At 55.8% G+C, this 25,131-nt stretch carries 23 protein-coding genes and 1 tRNA gene; 16 read left to right on the forward strand and 8 right to left on the reverse strand.

What is annotated here, in order from left to right; translation table 11 throughout:
- Window positions 1-60 precede the first annotated feature (60 nt).
- The 10 genes from C4318_01635 (at window position 61) to C4318_01680 (ending at window position 9,693) form a co-directional block, all read left to right on the forward strand.
- On the forward strand, window positions 61-735 hold the full coding sequence (locus C4318_01635) for a DNA-binding response regulator (GenBank protein ID MER3453846.1): 675 nt from the start codon (window positions 61-63) through the stop codon (window positions 733-735).
- A complete protein-coding gene (locus C4318_01640) occupies window positions 713-2,317 on the forward strand; it encodes a hypothetical protein (protein MER3453847.1) in 1,605 nt (534 codons plus the stop codon). Before C4318_01635 ends, C4318_01640 begins: the two co-directional genes overlap by 23 nt.
- A complete protein-coding gene (locus C4318_01645; GenBank protein ID MER3453848.1) occupies window positions 2,268-3,752 on the forward strand; it encodes a DUF1446 domain-containing protein in 1,485 nt (494 codons plus the stop codon). The genes C4318_01640 and C4318_01645 overlap by 50 nt, the downstream gene beginning before the upstream one ends.
- Window positions 3,749-4,111: a hypothetical protein gene (locus C4318_01650; protein MER3453849.1), complete on the forward strand. Its 363-nt coding sequence runs from the start codon at window positions 3,749-3,751 to the stop codon at window positions 4,109-4,111. Before C4318_01645 ends, C4318_01650 begins: the two co-directional genes overlap by 4 nt.
- Window positions 4,108-4,575: a hypothetical protein gene (locus C4318_01655; GenBank protein ID MER3453850.1), complete on the forward strand. Its 468-nt coding sequence runs from the start codon at window positions 4,108-4,110 to the stop codon at window positions 4,573-4,575. The genes C4318_01650 and C4318_01655 overlap by 4 nt, the downstream gene beginning before the upstream one ends.
- Before the next feature lie 3 nt (window positions 4,576-4,578).
- Window positions 4,579-5,394, forward strand: coding sequence for an indole-3-glycerol phosphate synthase TrpC (locus C4318_01660; GenBank protein ID MER3453851.1), 816 nt, complete (start codon window positions 4,579-4,581; stop codon window positions 5,392-5,394).
- Window positions 5,373-6,683 (forward strand): TrpB-like pyridoxal phosphate-dependent enzyme, encoded by a 1,311-nt coding sequence (locus tag C4318_01665; GenBank protein MER3453852.1) that lies wholly within the window; start codon window positions 5,373-5,375, stop codon window positions 6,681-6,683. The genes C4318_01660 and C4318_01665 overlap by 22 nt, the downstream gene beginning before the upstream one ends.
- The gene (locus tag C4318_01670; GenBank protein MER3453853.1) at window positions 6,680-7,471 is read left to right on the forward strand and encodes a phosphoribosylanthranilate isomerase; all 792 of its coding nucleotides are present in this window, start codon (window positions 6,680-6,682) and stop codon (window positions 7,469-7,471) included. Before C4318_01665 ends, C4318_01670 begins: the two co-directional genes overlap by 4 nt.
- Entirely contained in the window at window positions 7,458-8,672 is a 1,215-nt protein-coding gene (gene trpB / locus C4318_01675; protein ID MER3453854.1) for a tryptophan synthase subunit beta, read from the forward strand. The genes C4318_01670 and trpB overlap by 14 nt, the downstream gene beginning before the upstream one ends.
- Before the next feature lie 70 nt (window positions 8,673-8,742).
- Window positions 8,743-9,693, forward strand: coding sequence for a tryptophan synthase subunit alpha (locus C4318_01680; protein MER3453855.1), 951 nt, complete (start codon window positions 8,743-8,745; stop codon window positions 9,691-9,693).
- Window positions 9,694-9,744: 51 nt separating this feature from the next.
- Here C4318_01680 and C4318_01685 read toward each other — a convergent pair.
- A tRNA-Leu gene (locus C4318_01685) sits at window positions 9,745-9,827 on the reverse strand.
- Between the two features lie 99 nt (window positions 9,828-9,926).
- Window positions 9,927-10,214 (reverse strand): hypothetical protein, encoded by a 288-nt coding sequence (locus tag C4318_01690; protein MER3453856.1) that lies wholly within the window; start codon window positions 10,212-10,214, stop codon window positions 9,927-9,929.
- 91 nt (window positions 10,215-10,305) lie between these two features.
- Between C4318_01690 and C4318_01695 the strand changes: the two genes are divergently transcribed.
- Entirely contained in the window at window positions 10,306-10,899 is a 594-nt protein-coding gene (locus C4318_01695; GenBank protein MER3453857.1) for a response regulator, read from the forward strand.
- 30 nt (window positions 10,900-10,929) lie between these two features.
- Here the strand turns inward: C4318_01695 and C4318_01700 are convergent, their stop codons facing one another.
- Genes C4318_01700 through C4318_01715 form a run of 4 tightly spaced genes read right to left on the reverse strand, consistent with a single transcriptional unit; the run spans window position 10,930 to window position 16,236 of the window.
- Window positions 10,930-11,715, reverse strand: a complete 786-nt coding sequence (locus C4318_01700; GenBank protein ID MER3453858.1) for a hypothetical protein — start codon at window positions 11,713-11,715, stop codon at window positions 10,930-10,932.
- A gap of 12 nt (window positions 11,716-11,727) precedes the next feature.
- Window positions 11,728-13,287: an FMN-binding glutamate synthase family protein gene (locus C4318_01705; protein ID MER3453859.1), complete on the reverse strand. Its 1,560-nt coding sequence runs from the start codon at window positions 13,285-13,287 to the stop codon at window positions 11,728-11,730.
- 1 nt (window position 13,288) lies between these two features.
- Window positions 13,289-15,229, reverse strand: a complete 1,941-nt coding sequence (locus C4318_01710; GenBank protein ID MER3453860.1) for a hypothetical protein — start codon at window positions 15,227-15,229, stop codon at window positions 13,289-13,291.
- Window positions 15,139-16,236 carry a hypothetical protein gene (locus C4318_01715; GenBank protein ID MER3453861.1) on the reverse strand — a complete coding sequence of 366 codons (1,098 nt, stop codon included), beginning with the start codon at window positions 16,234-16,236 and terminating at the stop codon, window positions 15,139-15,141. The genes C4318_01710 and C4318_01715 overlap by 91 nt, the downstream gene beginning before the upstream one ends.
- A 258-nt stretch (window positions 16,237-16,494) precedes the next feature.
- Between C4318_01715 and C4318_01720 the strand changes: the two genes are divergently transcribed.
- Window positions 16,495-18,426, forward strand: coding sequence for a hypothetical protein (locus tag C4318_01720; GenBank protein ID MER3453862.1), 1,932 nt, complete (start codon window positions 16,495-16,497; stop codon window positions 18,424-18,426).
- Here C4318_01720 and C4318_01725 read toward each other — a convergent pair.
- The gene (locus C4318_01725; protein ID MER3453863.1) at window positions 18,416-18,778 is read right to left on the reverse strand and encodes a hypothetical protein; all 363 of its coding nucleotides are present in this window, start codon (window positions 18,776-18,778) and stop codon (window positions 18,416-18,418) included. The genes C4318_01720 and C4318_01725 overlap by 11 nt on opposite strands.
- Window positions 18,613-18,882, reverse strand: a complete 270-nt coding sequence (locus C4318_01730; GenBank protein ID MER3453864.1) for a hypothetical protein — start codon at window positions 18,880-18,882, stop codon at window positions 18,613-18,615. Before C4318_01730 ends, C4318_01725 begins: the two co-directional genes overlap by 166 nt.
- A 266-nt stretch (window positions 18,883-19,148) precedes the next feature.
- Between C4318_01730 and C4318_01735 the strand changes: the two genes are divergently transcribed.
- From C4318_01735 to C4318_01750, 4 genes are all read left to right on the forward strand, one after another.
- Complete coding sequence (locus C4318_01735) at window positions 19,149-21,827, forward strand: DNA polymerase I (GenBank protein ID MER3453865.1); 2,679 nt, start codon at window positions 19,149-19,151, stop codon at window positions 21,825-21,827.
- Between the two features lie 232 nt (window positions 21,828-22,059).
- The gene (locus C4318_01740; protein MER3453866.1) at window positions 22,060-23,520 is read left to right on the forward strand and encodes a 30S ribosomal protein S1; all 1,461 of its coding nucleotides are present in this window, start codon (window positions 22,060-22,062) and stop codon (window positions 23,518-23,520) included.
- A 127-nt stretch (window positions 23,521-23,647) separates the two neighbouring features.
- The gene (locus C4318_01745; protein MER3453867.1) at window positions 23,648-24,277 is read left to right on the forward strand and encodes a dephospho-CoA kinase; all 630 of its coding nucleotides are present in this window, start codon (window positions 23,648-23,650) and stop codon (window positions 24,275-24,277) included.
- Window position 24,278: 1 nt separating this feature from the next.
- On the forward strand, window positions 24,279-25,079 hold the full coding sequence (locus C4318_01750) for a hypothetical protein (GenBank protein MER3453868.1): 801 nt from the start codon (window positions 24,279-24,281) through the stop codon (window positions 25,077-25,079).
- Window positions 25,080-25,131 lie beyond the last annotated feature (52 nt).

A 25,131-nucleotide genomic window follows, 5' to 3' on the forward strand; every position in this document is an offset into this window, starting at 1 on the left:
TTACAACTGTTTTACTAATTGCTAATAGCTTCATCCGTAGAGGCTATCGAGTATAGGGACATGACGACACCGATCAAGTCTGTCCTTGTCGTAGAAGACGAAGAAAACATAGCCGAGATCGTCCGACGCTATCTTGAGCGCGAAGGCTTTTCGGTGACGACGTGCTTGACCGCTCAGGAGTGCTTCGAGGCTGTCGAGCGCTTGGGTCCTCAACTCGTCATTCTCGATATCGGCCTCCCCGATGTAGACGGCGTGGAAGTATGCAAGCGCCTCAGGGCTTCTCATTCCATCCCTGTCATTATGCTGACGGCCCGAGACTCTGAGGTCGACAGGGTTGTCGGGTTGGAGGTAGGGGCAGACGACTACATCACAAAACCGTTCTCTCCCCGGGAGCTTGTAGCCAGGGTCAAAGCGGTGCTGCGTCGCACTCATCCAGAACCCCAAGTAGAGCGGGTCCAGATAGGAGAAATCGTCGTGGACCGTGGCCGTCAAGAGGTGCGCAAGGGCAACCAGGTAATTGAGCTGACTGCTAAGGAGTTCGAGTTGCTTTGGTACTTCTGTATCAACAGGGGGCTCGTTTTGTCGCGGGAACAGATCATTAGGGCTGTTTGGGGATACGAGTACCTAGGGGAATCGAGAACGATAGATGTCCATGTTCGGCAATTGAGAAGAAAGTTGGGCGAGGAGTTCCCCTTGAAAACTCGCTGGGGCGTTGGGTATCAGCTCCGTGTCTAAGGTTGGAACAACCCCGGCTGAAGGCCGTATCCGAAGCGTTTCCCTCAGAAACCGTCTCCTGGCCGTAGTCACAGTTGCGTCGTTGGGATCGGTTCTTATTACCGGGGCCCTGTTGGCATCGTTTTATTCGCTTAGTGCGAGGCGAGAGGCAATTGCGGAGCTATCGCGCCAAACAGAGGCTCTCGCCGAAGAAGTGGGCAGGATCGTTCGAACCAACGAAGAGCTGAGATCTCCTGTTATGGCGCTTGCAAAGCGCATTCCTATTCGGGCAATCCTCAGCTCCGGCAAGCTCGATTACGTAGGCGTGTGGTTCATAGATCAGGGTTCCCAGCCAACAGAGGTCATCGGTTCTGAAGCCGACAAGCCTACGCCAGAAGCGCTAGAGGCAATCGTATCTAGGATCGAGGCGCAAAGAACTGACACGTCTCTTCGCCGCTCTCAGTTTGTTACTGGTGATTTAGAGACAGTTTCTAACAGGCGCCTTGTGTTTTCAGCGCGGACGGTGCCTAACACAGAGGGTCGACTGCTAGTTATAGCTGCGAGGCGTGTATCTTTGCCGAGCTTGCGAGTTTTAGCGAGGCTGCTAGTCGCTTCGATCGTGGGCCTTGGGATTTCTGGGGCTCTGGCATGGTGGCTTTCCCGCCGAATATTGGATCCAGTGGCGGAGATGGAGAAGGCCGCTTTAGGAATTGCCGGGGGCAACTATTCTGTAAGAGTCAAGCCACCAAAAGACCGAGAGCTCGCCCGACTCGCTGGGGCTATGAATGCCATGGCTGAACAGGTGCAAGCGGCGCGCCAGAGAGAGCAGGGGCTCCTCATGGCGGTGTCTCACGATCTCAGGACTCCTCTGACATCGATTCGTGCGTATGCAGAGGGAATTGCAGATGGAACCATCGAAGGGCAAGAGGAGATCGAGCGGGCTGCCGACGTCATAGCCAGCGAAGCGAAGCGCCTTTCGCGTCTAGTAGACGTGCTTTTCGACGCGGCACGTCTCGGATCTGGGCAGCTCGTTTTAAACGTGCACGAGGTGGACCTGGCCGATGTGGTCGAAGATGTAGCCTCGGTGTTTGCTTCTAGAGCGGAGAATATGGGCATTGAGCTTCAGACGTGCTGCGACAGAGGAGCTGTGGTTATGACCGACGGTGATCGAATAGCACAGGTGGTTTCCAACCTAGTCGACAACGCACTGAAAAACACCCCCTCTGGCGGCCGCGTTGTGGTGGGCGTCGAGAGGATTGGTCAAGAAGTGACGAGCTCACCAGCGGTAGGAAGTGGGAGGGTTGCGGGTGCAGACCCGGGTCAGTCGCCTGGAGTCGCAGGTCTTAGCGAGGCAACGAAGAGCTTGCAGATGGGAAAGCCAGTTTATCGCCTTTACGTGAGCGATACGGGTCGGGGTATACCTCCAAACGACATAAAGCGCATCTTTGAGCCGGGATTTTCCTCGGGCCGCCGAACCGACGGTGGTCCTGGCCTCGGGTTGGGCCTTGCGATTGTGAAGTCAATCGTGTCAGCGTTGGGAGGGTCTATCGAGGCTGCAAGCGAGGAAGGGAAGGGAACGACTATTTCTATCTACATTTCGTAGAATTCTTCAGGTCCAGGAGCGAGGCGTGATCAAACTGGCAGGCGCGCAAGGTTATTACGGAGACTCTCCGGAGGGAATCGATTCCGTACTGGCCGCAGAGCCCGACTTTATCGTGTGCGAAGCATTGTCGGAACTGACCCTCGCTATACTCCAGAAAGATCGATCAGAAGACGCCTCGCTCGGATACACCAAAGATCTGCCTGGGTATGTATCCAAGGTGCTGCCTGCTGTGGCCTCTGGAAAGACGCGATTGGTCACCAACGGCGGCGGGATCAATCCCGATGGGGCTGCGGCTGCTGCGGCGTCGGTAGCTATCCGGATGGGTTACGGGAATTTGACGCTGGGTATCGTAAAAGGCTCGGATTTCGGCCACCGTTTCGAGGAGTTTTCCGAGGCAACGTCGGGTTTCCCCCATATAAGGACCGGAGAGAAATGCCCTTTCGAGGATTTTGCCTTCGCTACCGCGTACCTCGGCGCGTTCCCAGTTGCCGAGGCGCTAGATGGGGGCGCTCAAATAGTGGTAACGGGACGAGTAGCGGATGCCTCTTTATTCGTGGGTCCAATGATTCACTCATTCCGGTGGACCAAGGACGACCTAAACAGGCTTGCAATTGGATCGGTCGTCGGGCACCTTCTGGAGTGCTCCACTCAGGTCAGTGGAGGTAACCTCTCCGGGGCGTGGAGAGAGGTGCCGGATCCGGCCCACATCGCTTTTCCACTCGCCGAAGTTGAGCCCGACGGGACCGCTACGATTACCAAGGCAGCTGGGGGTGGGGTCGTCGACTTTGACTCTGTTCGCCAGCAGCTACTGTACGAGGTCGGTAATCCGGGCGAGTACGTGACGCCTGATTGCATTGTCGATTTCACCAAAGTCGTGCTGGAAGATTTGGGTGGGGACAGGGTGCTCGTTTCGGGGGCGACTGGTTACCCGCCTACCGACTCGTACAAAGCGCTGATTTGTCGAGCTGGTGGGTGGCTCGCAGAGGCTAAAGCGGCTTTTGCATGGCCGGATGCATTGGCAAAGGCGCGGGCTGCGAAGAATGTGATCTTGGAAAGGGCCGCCTCTTACCTAGACGGTGAGGACGAGATCTGGACGGAGTACATGGGCGCATCCATTGGTGGCGGTCCCTCAGGGGTTTTCGGCCCGGCCTCCGAGGAGTATTTGGACGAGCTTGAAAGGAAGCCATTGGGCGAGCAGCCAAGCGAGGTTGTTTTGCGCATAGCCTTGAGGACCTCTGACAAAAACAAAGCGGATCGTTTCGCTCGAGAGGTCAACAAGATGGGCCTCTCGGGACCTCCGGGGCTTTTCGGCTTGGGGAGGGGTGGAGGAGGGATCTCGAGACTATTGGAGATTTGGCCGACTTTGGTACCAAAGTCGATGATCGACGATCAGACCAAGGTAGAGATCGCTACGGTGTCGGAGCGCTTACGATGAGTTCTAGACCTGCGCGCAAAATTTATCTAGCGGAGTTTTGCACCGCTCGGTCGGGGGACAAAGACGACGTTGTAAACATTGCTATTTTTGCGAAATCGCGGGCGGCATATGAACTCATCAAGGAACGTGTTAGTGCGGAGGCTGCGGCGCGGCACTTGAGCGGATTGGTGCGTGGAACTGTCGAGCGATACGAGGTTCCCAACGTGTTTGGCCTTAATTTTGTATGCACCCGTGCGCTCGACGGGGGAGCCTCGGTTTCCAGGAGGAGTGACAACCTTGGCAAAGCATTCGGCTCTCACCTGCTCGCTCTTCAGATCGAGATTCCAGAAGATATCACAGAGGAGCTTCTGCTCGGATGAACTCGAATACCAACGGCGTCGGCAGCGGGGTCGAAGACAGACATGCCTCCAATGGTGCGCGCAGAAAGCCGACGGCACGGGTTAGAGCTGTTGGCGATTGCATTGCCGTTGCCGTGTTCGTAATCGCTGGCATGGCCGAGCACGGAACCGTCCCACGACTACCAGGGATCGCAAGGAATCTCGCGGTATTCATAGGCGCTTGGCTTGTTTTTTCGTGGATGACGAGGCTGTACGCAGAAGACGGCGCCGAGCAGGTCGTATCCCTGAGACTGGCGGCTACGTGGTGCGCCTCGATCACAAGTGGGGTGTTAGTCAGGGCTGTCATAGTTGGAAGACCTTTAGACCGATCTCAGCTTATTTTTTGGGTAGTAGCGTCAGTATTCACTGCGGCGATGCTTGTGTCCTGGCGAGCCACGTACTTCGTCGCACGCGGGATTTTCGCTCGATCGAGGAAGGCGGTGTGAGGGGTGCCAACCCGATTGCTGGGTGCGATTCTGGAGCGCAAGCGCAGCGAAATAGAAGAACGAAAGCGAGCGGGAGCTGTCTCGGTGTCGGTCTCTCCCTGTGCTGGTCCTCCCGATGCTGGGGAAGACAGGTTCGAGGCGGCGCTTCGATCGCCTGGCATCTCGGTAATAGCAGAGATAAAGAGGTACTCGCCGTCCAAGCCTTCGATAAGGCGGGATCTCAATCCTACGGAGGTCGCGGTAGCCTTTGAAAGGGGGGGTGCGGCCGCGATCTCGGTCCTCACCGATGGCCCTGGATTTGGCGGAAGCCTGGAAGATATCGACAAAGTTCGGGCTGCATCCTCGCTTCCGATACTGCGGAAGGACTTCATCATCGATGTCTTTCAAATACACGAAGCAAGTGTGAGGGGGGCGAGCGCCGTGCTGCTAATAGCCACAATATTGGATGGTAGTCAGTTGAAGGAACTGATCTGTGCTGCCGAGAGTTTCGGCCTCGCTGCCTTGGTAGAAGTTCACACTGAAGACGAACTGGAGAGGGCGATAGAAGCGGGAGCCAGGATCGTGGGTGTCAATAACAGAGACCTCGATACTTTTGAAGTAGATCCTACGACTGCTCTGCGCCTCGCCACTCAGATTCCGAAGGAAATTGTTTCGGTGGCTGAGAGCGGAATAAAAGGTCCCGAGCAAGTGGCGGCAGCATGCGAGGCCGGCTATGACGCCGTGCTCGTGGGAGAGGGGGTTCTCGTTGCAGACGACATATCTCAGGCTGTGAGGAGGCTGGTAGAAGGAGGATCGGAATGCAAGGGACGACCAAGCTAACTATGTCGGAAAGCGAGATTCCGGAGGCTTGGTACAACGTCCTACCTCGTCTCAACTTCGAGCTGCAACCACCTCTTCATCCAGCTACGCGTCAGCCAATTGGCCCCGACGATCTCGCCGCTATTTTTCCGATGGCTTTGATAGGCCAGGAGGTCTCTACAGATCCTTGGATAGACGTTCCCGGCGCCGTCTTAGATGTATACAGGCTGTGGCGTCCGACACCAATGATCCGAGCAGCTCGTCTCGAGCAAATGCTGGGAACTCCGGCCAAAATCTTTTACAAGTACGAGGGGGTTAGTCCCGCTGGAAGCCACAAGCCGAACACTGCAGTAGCCCAGGCGTACTTCAACAAGGCCGAGGGAGTAAACCGCCTCACGACTGAGACGGGGGCAGGTCAGTGGGGATCAGCTCTCGCTTTGGCATGCACCTTTTTCGGAATGGAGTGCAAGGTTTACATGGTGCGCTCCAGCTATGAACAAAAGCCGTATCGCAGAGTGATGATGGAGACTTGGGGTGCAAGTGTCGTGCCCAGTCCATCCGAGCAGACGGAGTCAGGGCGAAAGATTCTCGAACGAGACCCCGACTCTCCGGGATCCTTGGGGATTGCGATTTCCGAGGCGGTCGAGGAGGCAGCGGGGCGCTCAGACACGAACTACTCTCTCGGGTCGGTGCTGAACCATGTTCTCCTACACCAGACAGTTATAGGTCTGGAAGCCAAGAAGCAGTTCAAGGCTGCCGGCGTTGAACCAAACGTTCTAATCGGCAGTTGTGGCGGGGGATCGAATCTAGGAGGTTTTATTCTCCCTTTCTTCGAAGACAAGCTGGCACGAGGCGACGAGCTGCGCATGATTGCAGTGGAGCCGACGGCGTGTCCGACTCTTACCAAGGGTAAGCTAGAGTACGACTTCGGAGATACCGCAGAACTCACCCCTCTTATAAGGATGTACACGCTGGGGCACGACTTTGTGCCCCCGCCTATTCACGCAGGAGGCCTACGGTACCACGGCGATGCTCCCATAATCTGCGGCATGGTCGAGCATGGCCTGCTGGAGGCCGTGGCGTATCCTCAGGGAAAGGTTTTTGACGCCGCGATTCAATTCGCCCGCAGCGAGGGAATTATTCCGGCTCCCGAGTCAGCGCATGCGGTTCGGGCAGCTATAGACGAGGCGCTGCGCTGCAAAGAGGAGGGGTCGGAGGAAGTAATCGCATTCAATCTTTCGGGTCATGGGAAACTCGACTTGAGTGCATACGACGCATATCTCCGAGGTGAACTGGAGCTAGACACGTGAGGCAGCGACGGGAAGGTAGTTGTGGCTGGGCCTGTGGCGACGGATTTAGTTACGGCCGACTAGAACAAGAAAACGTCCAGGATGCTGCCGGGGACAAAACATGGGTAAAAATTTGTGGCATTCGCAGGGTCGCCGATCTAGTGGTGGCCGCAGAAGAAGGGGCCGACGCCGTCGGTCTTGTATTCGATAGATCTAGCCCTCGGGCTGTGGCAATAGAAGAGGCGCGTCAGCTTGTTTCGATAGCTGGGCACGACATCTTGTGTGTGGGGGTCTTTAGAAACGAGCCAGCGACGTCTGTCGCGGTAGTCATCGACGAGGTAGGCCTTGATGCGATCCAGTACTACGGGGATGTAGCAGAGTTCGTCGCAATCAAGCGTTCCTTTCCCGAGCTGAGGCTCGCCACGTTTGCCGTTCCAGTGAGAAGTGATAGAGCAAACCGCCTTTTTCGGGATGTCCTGGCTGGCTTCGAGGGCGAAGAGGAACGGCCAGATGTTTTATTGTTCGACTCTTCAAAACCGGGAAGCGGTCGGCCCTGGAGATGGAGCGCTCTCGCGGATTATTTCGGGCCGATCCCGTTTGTGTTGGCCGGAGGACTGAACCCCGACAACGTCATAGATGCAATTAGCACGGTGCATCCATGGGGAGTAGATGTCTCGAGCTCTCTCGAGGTACGGCCTGGAGTCAAAGATCCCGCTTTGGTGCGGAAGTTCGTGGCTGCCGTACGCCTAGCTACAAAGATACGCGAAACCGTCGACGTCAAGACGAAGAGGCTCTATGAGAGGAGCTAGTTCTGAACTAAGGCGCTCGCCCTACTTTGGTCGTTACGGTGGTCGCTTCGTGCCCGAAACGCTCGTTCCGGCTTTGGATGAGTTAGAAACGGTGTTCGAGGAGGCATGGTCGGATCCTTCCTTTCGAGACGAGCTGAACTCATTGCTGGAGACATACGCTGGTCGTCCCACTCCCCTAACTAGAGCGTCGCGTCTAGCACAGCGAGTGGGCGTTTCGGAGGTTTTCATAAAGCGTGAGGACCTTTGTCATACCGGATCTCACAAAATTAACAACTGTTTGGGACAGGCGCTGTTGGCGAAGCGAATGGGAAAGCGAAGAATTATCGCTGAGACCGGGGCGGGTCAGCACGGTGTGGCCACAGCCACTGTTGCAGCCCTTTTTGGTTTCGATTGCACCGTGTACATGGGATCAGAGGACGTCCGGCGTCAGGCGTTGAACGTTTTCCGTATGCAGCTATTGGGGGCCAATGTCGTCGAAGTTACCGCGGGAAGCGCCACTTTGAAGGATGCCACATCGGAGGCGCTGCGCGACTGGGTAGCCTCAGTTGAGTACACGCACTACGTTCTCGGATCTGCTGTCGGCCCTCATCCCTACCCCCTGATCGTGCGAGAGCTTCAGTCTGTCATTGGTCAAGAGGCCAAAACCCAAATGCTTGAAGTCGCTGGGCGCTTGCCAAGCCATGTCATAGCTTGCGTTGGTGGGGGATCCAACGCTATCGGGATCTTCGGCGCGTTCCTCGAAGACTCGGAGGTGTCGTTGGTGGGCGTGGAAGCCGGTGGAGAAGGACTCGACACTGGACGCCACGGTGCCTCTCTCGAGATGGGATCCCCAGGGGTGTTGCATGGATCGTTTAGTTATATTCTGCAAGACGAGATGGGGCAGATTTTGGAAGCGCACTCGATCTCCGCTGGGCTGGACTACCCGGGCGTCGGGCCAGAGCACGCTTGGCTAAAGGAAACAGGGCGTGTTAGTTATCAAAGCGCTACGGATGTGGAAGCTATAAGAGCTTTTCAAGAGCTTGCTCGCTTGGAAGGTCTAATCCCTGCTCTTGAACCTGCCCACGCAGTGGCGTGGCTTTTGACAAACGGGGAACATCTGGGTGAAGAAGCTGTAGTTTTGGTGAATCTATCAGGAAGGGGAGACAAGGACGTTCAGGCTGTGGCGTCCTATCTCGAGGCTTATCCCCAGTATAAGCTCTGAACGAAGGTAGCATGCGAGTGTCTATGCTCGGACGAGCCCTGCCAAAAGGACATTTAAGACATTCAAAACAATCTTCGCCTCCTGTCCGTGCTTTGGTGCCTGTGGGGTGCTGTGTGACGCCAATGACTTGGGGAGATCTCCGGCTCGCCTTGGTGGGGAACCTGGCGTTGTGACCAAAAACTCGAGGGTCCCGACGCCTCGTAGCCCACTGCGCGATCCCGGAGGGGCGTTCGAACAGCGCCTCTCGGGAAAGGTTAGTTCGGGTCAGAAATTTTTGGCTGTTTATGTAACGGCTGGGCTGCCGGACGTAAAGCACTTCGAACCACTCGTGGAGAGAGTCGCAGCGGCGGGCGCCGACATCGTAGAGATAGGCATTCCTTTTTCCGACCCAATCATGGACGGACCCGTGATCCAGAGGGCATCCAAGCGGGCCCTGGAGTCGGGCGTAACCCCGCCTTGGGCTCTCGAGAGTGCCTCGCGGATAGCGTCGCTGTGCGGATCCGATGTAGACCTGGTGGTCATGACGTACTCGAATTTGGCTTTCCGCATGGGGTTCACATCTTTTTCCAGAGAACTTGCAGCGGCCGGTGTGGGTGGAGTCATTTTGGCCGACCTTCCCCTGGAAGAGTCGGAGCTTTGGGAGAACGCCGCGATGGAAGCTGGGGTGGCGCCGGTACTTCTAGCGGCTCCCAACTGCTCGGACGAGCGCCTGGCTCGGGTGGCTTCCCGGTCTAGGGGATTCGTTTATGGGATTTCGCTACTGGGCGTTACTGGAGCTAGAAAAACCGTTTCGGAGATGGCCAAAGAAATAGGTGAGCGATTGAAAAGGGTGAGCGACGTTCCAGTGGGAGTAGGGATAGGTATTTCCTCTGGATCCCACGCTGCCGAGGTCGCTGCTCACTGCGACGGCGTGATTGTCGGATCGGCGCTTGTCCAGCGGATTCTGGATGCGGAAGATCCAGTCGCAGCTATCGAAGCCGCTGAATCGTTCGTCGCGGAGCTACGGGGTGCCCTGAGTTGACAGGTTTCTTTTTCCTTAGGAACTGGGTGAGCTTTCGATTCTAAGAGCGAGTGCCGGGAGTGGGAGTCGAACCCACACGGGCGAAGCCCACGCGATTTTGAGTCGCGCGCGTCTGCCAATTCCGCCATCCCGGCGCACATTCGATGGAGGAAGCATGGTAGATGCATATAAAAAAAAGGAAGCGATTATCGGGACCGGAGTACAGCGAGCTTTTCACAGCTCGGACGGGCGAATTAGTTTTTGTCGACCAAAGACGCGGCCTCTTCTGTGGTGAGTTCTCCTATGTACCGGACGCGTTGGGAATCGGCCTCGAAGTCGGCTCTGTAGACATGAAGCAAGCTGGAGCCCTGAACGGGGAAAGATGCGATTCGCTTCGGATACTTTTCCAAAAACTCAGCGAGCTGCATCCGCTCACCGTCCCTGGGGCCTCCCCAAAACTCGACCACCCTTCCTTCTTCGGTGGCAGCTGGCATCAGATCCTCCTTCTTAGCTTCACCCTTTATCACTTGATAAAACAACATGTTGACGTGTCGAATTTCTGGGGGCAGCGTCTATGTGGCCTTAGCTGTTGATTTGGATTGTCTCCGACTAACCACTAGATCTCCTAAAACGATGTCAAAAGCAAGAATAGTAATCGCTGAAGACGAGGGAATAGTCCGTCTTGACCTGCGCGAAACCCTTCAAGAGGAAGGCTATGAGGTCGTGGGTGAGACCGCCCGCGGCGATGAGGTAGTCCAACTCGTCGAGAAGACCAATCCCGATGTAGCGATCCTCGATGTAAAGCTGCCTGGAGAAGACGGAATCTCTGTAGCACGCAAACTTAGTGCCCGCGGTGATGTAGCCATTCTCATGCTTACAGCTTTTTCTCAGCGGCAGGTAGTGAGTGAAGCGATAGAGGCCGGAGCGCTCGGGTACTTGGTCAAGCCTTTTCAGCGCTCAGAGTTGGCGCCTGCAATCGAGGTGGCCTTGGCTCGTCATAGAGACATGAAAGCATTAGAACGCCAGAGACGGGATCTAGAGGAGGCCCTTGAGACACGCAAAGTGGTAGAGAGAGCGAAGGGTAAGCTCATGCAAGAACGGGGCTTGTCAGAGGCCGAGGCTTACCGGGCTATCCAAAAGTCAGCAATGCAACGGCGCCTTACCATGAAAAAAGTGGCAGAACTCATCTTGGACGGTTCGATAACTGCGGGATCCAGCGATTTCTGAGACTGGAGCCTGTGGGCGGAGTTCGATCGCCTAGTAAGAGTAGAGATTGCCGTAAGGCCGCTTCGAGTAGGGATAGAGCTTTAGAAACTCGCCAGCACCTACTGCGTCTAAGATGGGACCGGGATCGATCCTGAGGCGAGAACAGAAGTCCTTTACCAGGTCCGTTACAGTTCGCACATCGTCCTCACCGAGGTCGGCGAAACCGACCTCTTTGCCCACCGAGTTTTCGTCCACAGGCTGGCGAATGTACATCGCTCCACCGTGCATACCGGTGCCGCAGTACTTTCCAACCACAGGCTGGTCGGCGGGGACCTCCAAACCGAGAACACAGATCGTGCCCCCTGCCATGTACTCGCCCAAGAACTTGCCAGCTCGCCCTCCTATAACAATGGCCGGCTTTTTGTCTTGAAACTCTTTCATGTGAATTCCAACTCGGTATCCCACTGAGCCCCGGACATACAGTCGCCCCCCGCGCATGCCGTACCCGAGGACGTCGCCGGCGTCTTTCTCCACCACGATGACACCTGAGTTCATTGTGTTGGCTGCTCCGTCCTGGACATCGTCATGACAAACAATAGTTGGGCCGTCCATGAAGATACCGAGGTCGTTTCCGGGCACCCCGTAGACTTCCACCGTCAATCCGGGCTCTACTAGGCCAGCGCAGATGTAGCGCTGGCCGCACACATTTTCCAACACGAGGTGAGTTGCCCCTTGGGAGATGGCATCTCTGATTGCTACGTTGAGGTCCTTGTAGTGCAGCCCGGACGTGTCGATCCGTAGGCTTGCAGAGGTAGGTGCGGTCGATCGTACGGCCATGGCTCGAATGTCTCAGCGACCAGCTGGTTTTACGCCGAGGATCTGTAGGGTCTGCTCGTCGAGACCGACGGCTCTAAGGCGATCACGGTTGCCACGGAGCGACTCTATCGAGTTGATTCCCAAAGCGCCCATGAACTCTTTAATCTCCCGTGTCCATCCTCTGAGCAAATTGGAGATCCTTTCTGCACCCCAGTCAGGGGGGATGCGGTCGACTAAGTAAGGGATCTGAGTCGTGATCCCCCAAGAGCATTTACCTGTGTAGCACTTTTGGCACAACGTGCACCCCACCGCCAGAAGGGCAGCCGTACCGATACCAACCGCGTCTGCCCCAAGAGCTATGGCCTTAACCGCATCTGCTGAGGATCGAATAGTTCCACCGGCGATTATCGACGCCATGTGCCTGATCCCTTCCTGACGAAGGCGATCGTCGACGGCTGCTATAGCGATCTCTATCGGGATCCCGATGTGATCGCGGATCATTGTCGGTGCGGCGCCAGTGCCCCCCCTGTAGCCATCGATGAAAACCCAGTCTGCGCCTGCTCTCACAATTCCCGAGGCGATCGCAGCCACGTTGTGAACTGCTGCGATCTTCACCCCGACAGGCTTGTAGCCAGTAGCCTCTTTTATTGCATAGATGAGCTGTCGAAGATCTTCGATGGAGTAGATGTCGTGGTGAGGGGCGGGGCTGATGGCATCTGCCCCAACTGGTATTCCCCGTGTTTTTGACACGTTTTCATCGACCTTTTCGCCTGGAAGGTGTCCGCCGATGCCAGGCTTTGCCCCCTGTCCGATCTTGATCTCGGCAGCCACGCCTTTGTTCAAGTAGTTGGGATCTATGCCCATCCTACCCGAGGCTACTTGAACTACTATGGCGTCTTGGAGGGGGTAGAGATCGGGATGAAGTCCGCCTTCACCAGTGTTCATGTACGTTCCATGCTCCCGAGCCGCCATTGCGAGCGACTTGTGCACGTTGAGCGAGATCGCCCCGAAGGACATTGCAGCGAACATGATCGGGACTTCCATCACGAGCGGCTTTTCCGTTCTAGTTTTTAGGCGCCAGTGCCCGTCTTCTTTCTTCTCAACCTCTACCATGTCAGGATGACGACCTATGAAGGTTCGGAGTTCCATAGGCTCACGCAGGGGGTCGATCGACGGGTTGGTTACCTGACAGGCGTCGAGCAAGAGGTGGTCGAAAATAACCGGAAGCGGCTTGTCGGCTCCCATTGCTCCGAGCAAGACGCCGCCGGTTGCGGCCTGCTTCCAGACGTTGTCACGGTAAAAGGGTGTCCAGTGGGCGTTTTCCTTGTAAGTGGTCTCGTTGGCTCTGATCGTTATGGCTTGAGGAGGGCAGTAGACCACGCACCTTTGACAGGCGGTGCATTTGTGGTGATCGGGTATTGGTCCGTCGTCGAAAGTAAAGTCGAAGACATCCCATCCGCACTCGATTACGCACTCTCCGCATTTGGTGCAAAGGCTCTCGTCGATATCTACCTTGAACTCAGGAGGCAGCTTCGCCTCTGGCTTTCTGCCTACCGCTAGAACACGGCGTGGCTTGGTAAGATCTACCGACATCTCACACCGCCTTTACTTCGAGATCTGGCTGGGGATGAACAATGTATTCCTTCAACACGAGAGTTTTCGTCGGACAGTAAGCTGCGCACAGACCACAGCGGATGCATCCGTCGTCGTCGATGACTATAGACGCCCGCTCCGCCGGCGCTATGGCGGGAAGCTTCCTGTCTCCTGGCTGTCCGGATCTGGGCACCATAAGCTCATCAGGTCGAACAATGGTGCCGTCTGGGCGCACAAGATCAATGGTGTCTTTAGGGCATACTTCGATGCAGGCGCCGCAGAGAACGCAAGGATTTTCTGTGTGGCTGACCTGGATCTGGCAAAAGTAACACCTTCTCGCTTGTTCTATCGCCGTTTCCTTCGAGTAGCCCAGCTCTACCTCGGCCTCGAATGAGTTCCGCTCTGCTAGGGCTATTACCGGTTGGTCCTCCCGGGGTCGCTCATAATCGACCATATTTCTCGTGTACCCAGGGAGAGCTTTGGCCTCCAACCACTTTGCGGGGGAGTCGGCTCCGCCAAGGAACCTGTGTATTCCCTCGGCAGCCTTGTGGGCATCTGCTACTGCCTCGATAACGTTGGCTGCGCCAAGGGCAATGTCGCCGGCGGCGAATACCCCCGGCACGCTTGTCATTCCTGTCGATGGATCAATCCGAAGCGTACCCCACCTTGTTGTCTCAAGTTCTATGTCGATCCAGGAAAGGTCTGGTTCCTGACTGACTGCGGCTATGACCAAGTCCGTGTCGATCTCAAACTCGGATCCCTCGATTGTAAGTGGCCTTCGCCTCCCGCTGGCGTCGGGCTCTCCAAGACGGTTACGCACACAGCGCAAAGCACGAACCTTACCCGAAGGGTCGGTTAGGATCTCGACCGGAGACGCCAAGAGCACCAGTTCTACGCCTTCCTGCTGAGCCTCGTGTATCTCTTCGGGACTCGAGGGCATTTCGTCCATTCCCCTGCGATACACCATTCTGACTTTGGATGCACCTAGGCGAACTGCAGAGCGCACGCAGTCTACCGCAGTGAAGCCGCCCCCTATGACCGCTACTCGCTTCCCGGCGATGTCCAGGGATCCACCATGGAGTCGGGCCTCTTCAGGGGCGTTGTCGCCTAGGTTGACCTTTTCCATGAACCAAAGGCCCGGATACACACCGGTTGCCTCCTCTCCAGGGATGCTCAGCCGAACCGGTCTCTGACATCCTGCCGCGATGAGTACTGAATCGTGCTCTTCTAGCAACTGACTCACCTGAACGTCAGTACCTATGCGAATGCCACACTCTATCTCGACCCCAAAGTCGTACAAATCCCTGATCTCTTCTGCAACGATGTCTCGAGGAAGTCTGTAAGCAGGGATTCCGGCCACAAGCATGCCTCCGGGGATAGGCATCGACTCGTACACAACGACGCGGTAGCCCAAGAGGGCCAAATCTTGGGCGGCTGTCAGCCCGGCTGGACCAGAGCCAACAATGCCGATACTCATTCCGTTGGCTGGCTGGCGTTCGGGCATCATGTGTCGCCACCGCTCCGATCGGAAGTCCGCGGCCGCTCTTTTTAGAGCTCTGATCGATACGGGGTCATCGTCGTCTGCTCGCCGACAAGCATCTTCGCAAGGGCGCGTACATACTCTTCCGAGCACCGCAGGAAAGACGTTGTAAATCTTGTTGAGGGCATAGGCCTCGTCGAATCGGCCTTCGGCGATGAGCCAGATGTAGCGGCGTGCGTCGGTGTGTGCGGGGCAGGCAGCCTGGCATTTTACCTGTTCTTCTACGTACTCAGGCTCTATTCCCACGAAAGGGACCTTGCTTGCGGGCCCCGGTAGGCCGAAGTCTGCAGGCGACGAGAATGACAAGGCACTCACGCTGCTTCCCCTTCCGCTATTGGACCTTCGGACTGGAGAGCATCGTAGTAGCGCGCGATTACGGGCTCTCCTGCTTCGGGGCGCCATACCCTGTCGGGTTCTGGGCAAATCATGCGAATGGCCGCCTCTTCACTGGCAACGTAAATCCGGTCTCCGGCCTCTGCAGCTACTAGTGGTCGGAGCTTGATCCTGTCATTGAGGGCTAGCATTCCTTCTGTAAAGCCAACCACGATCGCAAAGGGTCCGTTGGCAGCGGCCGAACCATATGTACGTCTCAAGGCTTGGATTACTTGTGCCTCGCTGGGATCCATCTCTTCGATGTCCGACCAGAATGGAGGCGCCACGACCTTGCAGGCGAGCTCGATTGAGAGACCGTGGCGTCTCACCAACAGATCGAAGATGTAAGCGAGTACTTCGGTGTCTGTTCCCAACGAGCAGTAATAGCCGTGCATCTCCAAATACCGCTTGTTTATTCCGTAGCTGGATATCTCTCCGTTGTGGACGATCGAAAAGTCAAGGAGACAGAAAGGATGAGCACCACCCCACCAACCGGGGGTGTTTGTGGGAAAGCGACCGTGTCCTATCCACGCCGCGGCTTCGTACTCGTCCAAGCGGAAGAAGCGGGCGACGTCAATCGGGAAACCGACCGCTTTGAAACCAGCCATGTTTTTCCCCGACGAGATAACAAAGGCGCCGTCAATGTCATGGTTGATAGTCATCACGGATTTCATGACGAGGTCTTCGGCAGTCAATCCGGAGGTTTCCAAAGCCTCTTCTTTAGGTCTCAAAAAGTAGCGGTGCAATAGGGGAGGATTAGATATCTGAGGGATGGGATTGGTGGGAATAGGTTCCGCATTGTCAGTGTGGAAGCGCGCGAACAGAAAGCCCTCCGCAGCTTCTCTGGCGGCCTCGGAGGTGTACATGAGCTGGAAAGCGAAGTGCTCGCGGTACTCGGGGAACAGACCATAGACGGCATATCCACCTCCCAGACCGTTGCTCCGCTCGTCCATGCAAGCCATGGCGCGCATGATCTCTTCACCGGATGTTCTGGCTCGCCCACGGTCAATGAAGGCGGCGAGGCCGCACCCTCCCAGAATCCGAAAGGGCGCCTCTTCCCGGAACCGCTCTGGATAGAAACGTTCTCCGTCTCGATGTTCCATCTGCTCTCGTCCAACAAAAAACGCCCGAGCCGTCTAGGCTCGGGCGCCTTTGCCCATCGCTTTACCCAAATTCGGATGCTAGAGGATAAATTCCCGAGCATCAAGTAACTTTACCGTTCTTTAGAACCGCTAAACCTAGGAACGCTATGACTGCTTACCCGGGGTGAAGCAAGCGAAGCCGAGGATGGTGCAATGTCGAAGAAGGCTAAGCACAAGTCTGATTCGAAAAAGCCGCCAAGTTTGGAACTTGGAAAAAGAAGCCGTCGTAAGTCAGCAGCGTCGTTTCGGGCGGGAAAAAAGGGTGTGGTCTCTAGGGGGCGACTTTTTGCGTTAGCTGGGGCTGCGGTACTGGTAATTGTCGCCTTTACGCTCTTGCTCGCATTTAGAGATGTTCCTCGCATGGTCCAGCATGGGTACGCAGAAAGGATGAGAGCGTACCTTGGGATAGCAGCCTCAGTGGCGCTTTTGGGTGCCGTCGGGCTCACGGTGGCAGGGGTAAGGGCAGCTAAACACATCGATGTGCTGGCTGAGCGCCTGACCGCAGAGTGGCGGTATCTCCAATCACAAGGGCTATCGTCGCTCCGTCAAACGTCCGCGTTAGATCTCGCTGTGTTGCTTTTCATCATGATCGTTGGGAGCTGGCTCAGGGCGCGTTATTTAGGCCAACCTATGCGATACGACGAAGCCTACACTTACAACTTCTACGGACGATTTCCCCTCACAGTGTCGCTCTCTGCCTACGACTCCCCCAACAACCACCTGCTGAACACGGCACTAGTTCACTTGTCTACTGTTCTCTGGGGCAACTACGAGTGGGCAATCAGGCTTCCGGCGTTTCTTTTCGGCGTAGCGACAGTCCCATCGGTGTATCTACTATCGAGAAAGTTTGCGGGGGCAGGCTCGGCGCTGGTAGCTGCATCAGCAAGTGCAGTCTGGCCGGTTCTTGTTGAGTACTCCGCCAATGCGAGGGGCTACTCGGCTGTAGCTTTCTTCTTCGTTGTGGCAGTCGCGGCAGCCCACAAACTCTTGGAGCGAGATATTCTCCTGCTTCGGATAGCCCTCGTATGCGCGTCGGTGGGAATGCTATACACAACGCCGGCCGGCATCTATGCGTTCGCGACATGCTGGGTGTGGCTTGGGGTTGGCGTTCTCGTGCAGCACCGCTACAGGCAGATGGGAGAACTTCGACGGCGTAGACGCCGTGCAACCGATCATGCGCGCAAATCGGACCAGCGAGAATCTTTGGGCGTGGATCTATGGACCGTGGTGGGACTGGGTCTGGTCTGTGGAGTGATCCTTCTCATGCTGTACGGATTTCCATTTGTAGTAGGAGGGTTGGCAGGTGTGCTCCAGCGCTCCGATATTCGCCCATTGGGACTGCGCGCTTATCTGGCTGCGGCCCCTGGGAATCTTGTCGACATCGCAGAGTTGGTTTTTCGATCGATACCGCTGCCGGTCGCTGTGGTAACCGTTATTTTCTGGTCAATTGGGTCGACGACAGCGCTTGCTGGCAGGGATCTGTGGCGAAAAGCCATCGCCGAACTGCCCGAAGCGGGTCTTTTGGCCGCGCTTTTCCTCACGCTTGTCCAGCGACAATGGCCTTACACGCGGGCGTGGATTTTTGTGGTGCCGCTTCTCTTGGTTGGAACCGCCAGAGGCCTCGAGGCCGCATTTTCCACCTTGAGTCGGGTAGTGGGGTCTCCGATTCGTCGGCTAAAAGCGATTGCTTTACCTCTGCTAGCTGTTGGTGTGGCGGCATGGTCCGCTGCAGCGCTCGCATCCTCGGGTTCTATATCGCGTTCGGAAGATACGGGTTACTCTCCAGACGCAAGAAACGCCACTCTCTATCTCAGCGGCAAGCTGGAAGAGGGAGACAGTGTAATTGTGCGGGTACCTTCCGATGCTCCACTCATGTATTACTTCGCGCGGGAGGGATTGGGGCTTGAGTACTTCAAGCCGCACCAACCCAAACGTGTTTTTGTTTATGTGGATACGCAAAGAGAACGGGTAGAGGGGGTGCTCGGAGCATTCGGGGTACGTCTTCCAGAGGGCGAAGTACCCAAACAGATCTGGGAAGGCGAGAGAGCCACGGTTTTCGAGGTAGACAATTTCCTTACTTCTTGACGGAAACGTAAATGTTGTCAGCTAGAGCTGATCCTAGCGCCACCGTTGCTCCCGCAAGTTCAAGGGTGAGGGTACCGTCGGGAGCAGTGTCGACTACCGACACGGTGCGTCCAGGGTCGAGGCCATGCTCTCTCAAATACAGCATCCACTCAAGATTCTCTTCGAGGGTTTCCGTCAAGCGCTCAATTACTGTCTGACAGCGCTCGGAAATTCGTGACAGCGGTACCACTCGATTCCTAAAACGTCGACCAAAAGGCACTCCAAGATTCGGTGGCGTAGAACAGTTGCGTTTGCTAATTCCATTCCAGCCTCGGTGAGTTCGATAGTTCGCTTGGGACCGAATTTGACGAATCCAGTTTCGTGAAGTCGCCTTACCATTTCCGAGACAGAAACAGGGGTCACGCCGAGACGCTCTGCGAGCCGAGCCTGGATGACTTCGGCGCCATCCTCGGGCATCTCCCGAATCGTAGAAAGATACTCTTCCTCGGTTTCAGAGAGCTTCTTCAGAGAGCTTCTGTGTCAATAACTACCGACCTCACCGTTCGGATCGTGTCTACGCGTACTATAGGACAGAGCTGATCAGATCATCTTTATCGCATAATTGCCAAGGCCGGTGTGTAGATAGTCATAGCAGACCACTGCCACATTAGATTCTAAATACTCTTCAACAAAATATTGCTTGCACTCTGAGAGAAGCGGCTCCGGCGTTTTAGAATGCGATCATGTCTCGAGTCATGTTCATTGATGGCCACTCAATAGCTTTCCGCGCGTTCTACGCGCTTCCCTATGACATGGCTACCACGTCGGGTGAACCCACCAACGCTGTTTTCGGGTTCGTGTCGATGCTCCTCAAGGCGGTCGCTGAGTACCGGCCCGACAAGATCGTCATCGTGTTCGATCCCCCGGGCAAGACTTTTAGAGAGAGCGAGTTCGCAGAGTACAAGGCCCAGCGAGCCGAGACACCGGAGGGTTTTCGGGCTCAGGAGCCCCTCATCCACGAGGTTGTCGAAGTGCTTGGCCTGCCCCAAGTTGAAGTCGAGGGTTTTGAAGCCGACGACGTCATTGCTACGCTCGCGGCCAGGGCTGCGGAATCCGGCGATGAAGTATTGATTGTCACTGGAGATCGCGACGCCATACAACTCGTCGAGGACCCCTCGGTCAAGGTCGTCTACAACCGCAAGGGAATAACAGATGTCGTTGAGTTCGACGAGGCTGCGGTGAAGGAACGCTACGGGATCGCCCCCCATCAATACGTCGACTACGCAGCTTTACGGGGGGATCCCTCGGACAATATCAACGGCGTTCCAGGCATCGGAGAGAAGACCGCCGCCAAGTTGCTCCAAAAGTACGGTTCGATCGACGGGATTTACGAGCACATTGAGGAGTTGACACCAAAGCTGCGCAAGGCCTTAGAGGAAAACCGTTCAATACTCGAGCGTAATCGGAAGCTAATGCGGCTAAGGCGAGACGTACCCTTGCCCGCGGATCCTGACAAGATCGAATCCCGGTCTCCTGACCTCAAAAAATTAGAGGAACTTTTTTCTGCTCTTGAATTTCGCTCTCTTTTTCAGCGAGTCAAGGATGCGTTCAGTGCAGAGCTGGCAACAGAGTCACGCGCAGCGAAGCTTGGCGAAGACTTTTCAGTTTTAGAGCCTGCTGCCTTTGGCGGCTTGGTCAAGAAGTTGTCATCTAAGGGAGCGCATGTGGCGGTCGGGGTTTCCGCTGAGCCCCCTAAAGAAAAATGGGCACCTGGTCGCTCCGCTTATGTGGCGATTTTCGACGGTAGCTCGTGCAAGGTTACCCAGGTGGAGGGAATCGCCGACCCGTGGGAAGAGGATCGTGCTCGTGATAGCGTGGGGTTGACTGAGGCACGACAGCTCTTCTCCGACAACAGCATAGTTAAGAACGGTCACAACCTCGTGGCCGTGGCGAGGGCAATGGGACACGCCCACTTGGCGGGTTGCGGATTCGACACTGCGGTTGCCGTATACCTGTTAGATCCCGGGGCGGCATCCCAGCCGAGCTTGGCCGGTGCCCTGGAAAAGTACGCGAACATTTCCTTTGGGCCAAAACAACAGTCCCTACATCCCCAATCAGACTCGGCCTCTGCCGCCGCCGAAGCGCAAGCCGTGGGGGTTCTGGTCCCACTCTTACGCAAGAGACTAGAAGAGGAGAGCATGCTCTCGCTCTACGAAGAAATCGAGTGTCCGCTAATTGGCATTCTTGCCTCTATGGAGAGGATCGGTATACGCCTTGATGTTCCCTACCTAAAAGAGCTGTCCGAGTCGTTTTCCTTCGATGCGAGACGTCACGAAGAGGAAGTGAAGCGGTTGGGTGGAGAGGACATAAATGTACGCTCCACCCAACAGCTTCAACGAGTCCTATTTGAAAAGCTGAAACTTCCCGTAGTCAGGGCTACCAAGACGGGATATTCCACCGATGCATCGGCGCTCGAAGCTATCCGCGATCAGCATCCGATAGTAGAGGAAATCCTGGCGTTTAGGGAGTTAGAGCGTTTGCGGACGATCGTTGACGGACTGTTGGATTTGGTGTACCCGGATGGTAGAGTTCACCCGCACTACAACCAGACATCCGCAGCCACCGGAAGGGTTAGCTCCGAAAATCCTAACGTCCAAAACGTCCCGATCCGTACGACTCTGGGACGCCAGATACGAAAGGCGTTCATTGCCGAGGATGGATGGAGGCTTATCACCGCTGACTATAGCCAGATTGAGCTCCGGGTCATGGCGCACTTGAGCGGGGACGAGAGGCTCCGCAAGGCATTGTCCGAGGCTCATGACGTCCATGCCGAGACGGCTTCCCAGGTTTTCGGTGTCAAGCTGGAAGACGTAACCGAAGAGATGAGACGCGCCGCAAAGATGGTCAACTATGGACTTTCTTACGGGTTGGAAGCATATGGCTTAGCTCAGAGGCTGGCTATTGAGACCGATGAGGCGCGTCGGATTATAAGCCGCTACTTCGAGTCGTTTCCCGGAGTGAAAAAGTACATGGACGAGGTAGTAGCCAAGGCAAGAGAGACGGGATACACTGAGACGATTTTTGGCCGACGTCGTTACATTCCTCAGCTCGAGAGCAGTTCCTACCAGATTAGACGAATGGGCGAGCGCATGGCGATGAACGCCCCGCTTCAGGGCTCTGCTGCGGACATCATAAAGCGGGCGATGATTCGCTTGGAGAACACGCTGCGCACTGAGCGAATGCATGCCCGTCAGATTCTCCAGGTCCACGACGAGATCGTGGTAGAAGCTCCCGAGAACGAGATTGAGGAAGCATCCGAGGCTCTCGCTAAAGCAATGACTGGAGCTGCAGACCTGGCTGTGCCCCTGGATATCGAAGTAGGGGTAGGCCGCGACTGGGACGAGGCAAAGGGCGCTTCCTGATCCTGAGATACCGGTGTTTCAAGCAACGCGCTTTTGCTCAGCTTTTGGAAATCTACAAGTGCTACCCTTTATAGACTCTGGATCCGACCAGGGACACCACCTCTTCCGTGCGGATGGTCCTCGTCGATGCCCGACACCTCTCTCGATGTCGGACGGTTGATGGCGACGACCATGGACGAAAGGTGGGGCACTGAATTGTCGACTGTAGGAGCGATCATGACACAGAGGGAATATGGCGCAAGATAACGAGGCAAATAAGAACGACGGCGGGTCTGTCGCGGTGGTAGAGCGGGATTTGACCCCTGAGGAAACGGACCAGTTGATCGACTCGAGTCTTCCTCGCTTTACCAATGGCGACATAGTCGCTGGGACTATCGTAAAAGTAGAGAGAGACGAGGTTCTTGTAGACATCGGCTACAAGTCCGAAGGAGTGATTCCAGCACGAGAGCTGTCGATCCGTCAGGACGTAGATCCCAGAGATATAGTCCAAGAAGGCGACAGGATCGAGGCACTGGTCTTGGATAAAGAAGATGCAGAAGGGCGCCTCGTGCTATCGAAGAAAAGGGCGCAGTACGAGAAGGCATGGATCGATATCGAAAAAATCCGTGAAACCACAGGCATAGTGGCTGGCCCAGTCATTGAAGTCGTAAAAGGGGGGCTCATTCTCGACATTGGCCTTAGGGGATTCTTGCCTGCGAGCCTAGTTGACCTTCGCAAGGTGAAAGACCTTCAGTCCTATGTAGGACAGATTCTCGAGTGCAAAATCATCGAGCTGGATAGAAACCGCAACAATGTGGTGTTGTCGAGGAAGGCATATCTCGAGGAGAGTCAGAGAGAGCGGCGGACGGCTTTTTTGGAAAGCTTGCAGCCTGGCGAGCGCCGCAAAGGCGTCGTGAGTTCGGTTGTGTCGTTTGGCGTCTTTGTCGACCTTGGCGGAATGGATGGCCTTGTTCACGTGTCGGAGATTTCCTGGCGTCACGTGGAGCATCCCTCGGAAGTAGTGAAGGTTGGAGACGAGGTCGAGGTCGAGGTGCTGGACGTCGACAAAGAATCTCAGAAGATTAGCCTTTCGATGAAGGCATGCCAGGAGGATCCCTGGGAGGTTTTTGCTCGAGAGCACAGCAAGGGAAGTGTGGTACAGGGACGTGTCTCCAAAATCGTTCCATATGGCGCGTTCATAGAAGTGGCCGATGGTATTGAGGGCTTGGTTCATATCTCGGAGATGGCTCACTACCATGTACAACAGCCCCAACAGGTTGTGTCTGTGGGGGATACGGTAAAGGTAAAGGTGATCGAAATCGATCTCGCTCGAAGACGGATCTCCCTCTCGATAAAGCAGGCTCTGGAGGAAGAGGGTGGGGAGGAGTACTCCGAGAGTGGGGAGAATTCAGATCGGGAGCTAATTGCCTCGGAGGCGACATCAAGCGAAGTAGCCGAGGCGCAAGAAGTAGATGTGGCAGCGGAACAAAAAGCTTCCGAAGGCTTGCACACGAAAGAGTCAGAAGAGTCCGGTACAACACAAACGGGGTCTTTGGCATCCGAAGAGAGCCCTTCGGAGCGTGCCGAAGCGTTGTCTACTCCGGCGCACGGAAGACCTGTCGAGGACGTCGAAACGATCCCTCTGGAGACCTCTGAGTCCCCCAGCGAGGCCGTCGAGGCTATTGCAGCGGAGATTCGAGAGGGAGAGAGCTGAGAGCGTTTTTTACTTACTGCACAACTGGCACTGCCACCAACCAAATTAGGCGCGGCCATATCCATCCAACTGGCTACGGCCTTCGCCAGGTTGATCATTAGCGTTAACTAGTTTGGGGTTGTCTTCGATGCTTCTGGTCGGGCTAACCGGTGGTATCGGGGTAGGGAAAAGCCTGGTTACAGCGAGGCTGCGCGAAAAGGGAGCGGTAGTGATAGATGCGGACGAGATCGCGCGAGAGGTCGTAGCTCCAGGCTCCAAAGTCCTCGAGCGCTTGGTAGAGCGCTTTGGAGAGAAAATCCTCGACTCTAAAGGACATCTGGACAGGAAGAAATTGGCAGAAGAGGCTTTCGGTGACCAAGAGGCTCTGAAGGATCTAAACGCCATCACTCATCCGGCGATCGGTGCAGAAATCGCCAAGCGCATCGAAGAACAGAGGGATACGGACCGGCTCGTGATAGTCGACGCCGCGCTGTTGGTTGAATCCGGAAGAGAAGGTTTTGACAAGCTGGTCGTGGTAGCAGCACGCCCACAGACACAGCTTGAGAGGCTTGTCACATATCGCCGTATGGATCCCCAAGAGGCCGAGCGACGCATCGCATCTCAGGCTCCCTTGGAAGACAAGATTGCAAAGGCCGATATCGTTATCTGGAACGAAGGGACAATTGAAGAGTTGATGAGGCGAGTGGACGAAGTCTGGGAGCAACTCTCTAGTGAAGCGAAAACGTATACCAGAAGGGATACTCGACGCGAGGACTGAGATGAAAGAAGCCGCCGAGAGGCGACTACCGAAGACGGATTTCGACTTTAGCCGGATCGCGAAAAGCAATGAGTACTGGGGAACTAGATCGGTGATCGAGTGGGTGTTTTTCGATGCTGGGGAGACGCTGGTTTCGCCGCGCCCAAGTTTTGGACGCGCAATCGAAGAGATCTGCTCCAATGCCGGGGTCGTCCTTGAGACCGAAGACGTCGACCGGGTAGCAGACGAGTGCTTGAAGTCGTTTCTAGATTTTTTGGCCCTCGTGGACGAGGACCGGTGTTTCTCGCTCTCCCCAGACAAATCCCGGCGATTCTGGACGCGCTACTACTCGCTGTTCCTCGAGAAAGCGGGCGCACCCCGCGCTCGCCTTGACGAGCTCGCACACCACATTTACGACGAGTTTTTGAAGTTCGAGAGGTACGCAGCTTTCGGGGATGTACTCCCTACCCTAGAGCGTTTGTCTGCAGCGGGATTAGGTATCGGCGTTATTTCTAACTGGGAGCCATGGCTTGAAGATCTTCTCGATCACCTAAGGCTTGGAGAGTTCATCTCAGTAAAGGTGATCTCGGGCAGGGAAGGGATAGAAAAACCGAACCGCGAGATGTTCGAGCGAGCTCTCGAACGAGCTGGCGTTCACGCCTCGCGGGCAGTCCATGTAGGTGACGATCCAAAAGCCGACGCAGAGCCTGCAGCCGAGCTAGGCATCGAGCCGGTGATTATAGATCGGAGGAGCCGTCACCCGGAAGTGACCTGGAAACGGATCGAGTCTTTGAAAGATTTGCCAAGGATAATCGGAGTCTAGGATTTGCCTGGATGAGCTGGGTGACGAGCAATTCGACATCAGGCGAGACGAC

It is taken from the genome of Acidimicrobiia bacterium, assembly GCA_040289475.1.
In the GTDB taxonomy this organism is placed as follows: Bacteria; Actinomycetota; Acidimicrobiia; order ATN3; family PSLF01; genus PSLF01.

What these genes read in the sequence shown, in the direction of transcription:
- C4318_01635 (MER3453846.1), top strand. Translation starts at nt 61, where the DNA reads ATGACGACACCGATCAAGTCTGTCCTTGTCGTAGAAGACGAAGAAAAC.
- C4318_01650 (MER3453849.1), top strand. Translation starts at nt 3,749, where the DNA reads ATGAGTTCTAGACCTGCGCGCAAAATTTATCTAGCGGAGTTTTGCACC.
- C4318_01655 (MER3453850.1), top strand. Translation starts at nt 4,108, where the DNA reads ATGAACTCGAATACCAACGGCGTCGGCAGCGGGGTCGAAGACAGACAT.
- C4318_01665 (MER3453852.1), top strand. Translation starts at nt 5,373, where the DNA reads ATGCAAGGGACGACCAAGCTAACTATGTCGGAAAGCGAGATTCCGGAG.
- trpB (MER3453854.1), top strand. Translation starts at nt 7,458, where the DNA reads ATGAGAGGAGCTAGTTCTGAACTAAGGCGCTCGCCCTACTTTGGTCGT.
- C4318_01690 (MER3453856.1), bottom strand. Translation starts at nt 10,214, where the DNA reads ATGTTGTTTTATCAAGTGATAAAGGGTGAAGCTAAGAAGGAGGATCTG.
- C4318_01695 (MER3453857.1), top strand. Translation starts at nt 10,306, where the DNA reads ATGTCAAAAGCAAGAATAGTAATCGCTGAAGACGAGGGAATAGTCCGT.
- C4318_01700 (MER3453858.1), bottom strand. Translation starts at nt 11,715, where the DNA reads ATGGCCGTACGATCGACCGCACCTACCTCTGCAAGCCTACGGATCGAC.
- C4318_01705 (MER3453859.1), bottom strand. Translation starts at nt 13,287, where the DNA reads ATGTCGGTAGATCTTACCAAGCCACGCCGTGTTCTAGCGGTAGGCAGA.
- C4318_01710 (MER3453860.1), bottom strand. Translation starts at nt 15,229, where the DNA reads ATGGCGCCCCGAAGCAGGAGAGCCCGTAATCGCGCGCTACTACGATGC.
- C4318_01720 (MER3453862.1), top strand. Translation starts at nt 16,495, where the DNA reads ATGTCGAAGAAGGCTAAGCACAAGTCTGATTCGAAAAAGCCGCCAAGT.
- C4318_01730 (MER3453864.1), bottom strand. Translation starts at nt 18,882, where the DNA reads ATGCCCGAGGATGGCGCCGAAGTCATCCAGGCTCGGCTCGCAGAGCGT.
- C4318_01735 (MER3453865.1), top strand. Translation starts at nt 19,149, where the DNA reads ATGTCTCGAGTCATGTTCATTGATGGCCACTCAATAGCTTTCCGCGCG.
- C4318_01740 (MER3453866.1), top strand. Translation starts at nt 22,060, where the DNA reads ATGGCGCAAGATAACGAGGCAAATAAGAACGACGGCGGGTCTGTCGCG.
- C4318_01745 (MER3453867.1), top strand. Translation starts at nt 23,648, where the DNA reads ATGCTTCTGGTCGGGCTAACCGGTGGTATCGGGGTAGGGAAAAGCCTG.
- C4318_01750 (MER3453868.1), top strand. Translation starts at nt 24,279, where the DNA reads ATGAAAGAAGCCGCCGAGAGGCGACTACCGAAGACGGATTTCGACTTT.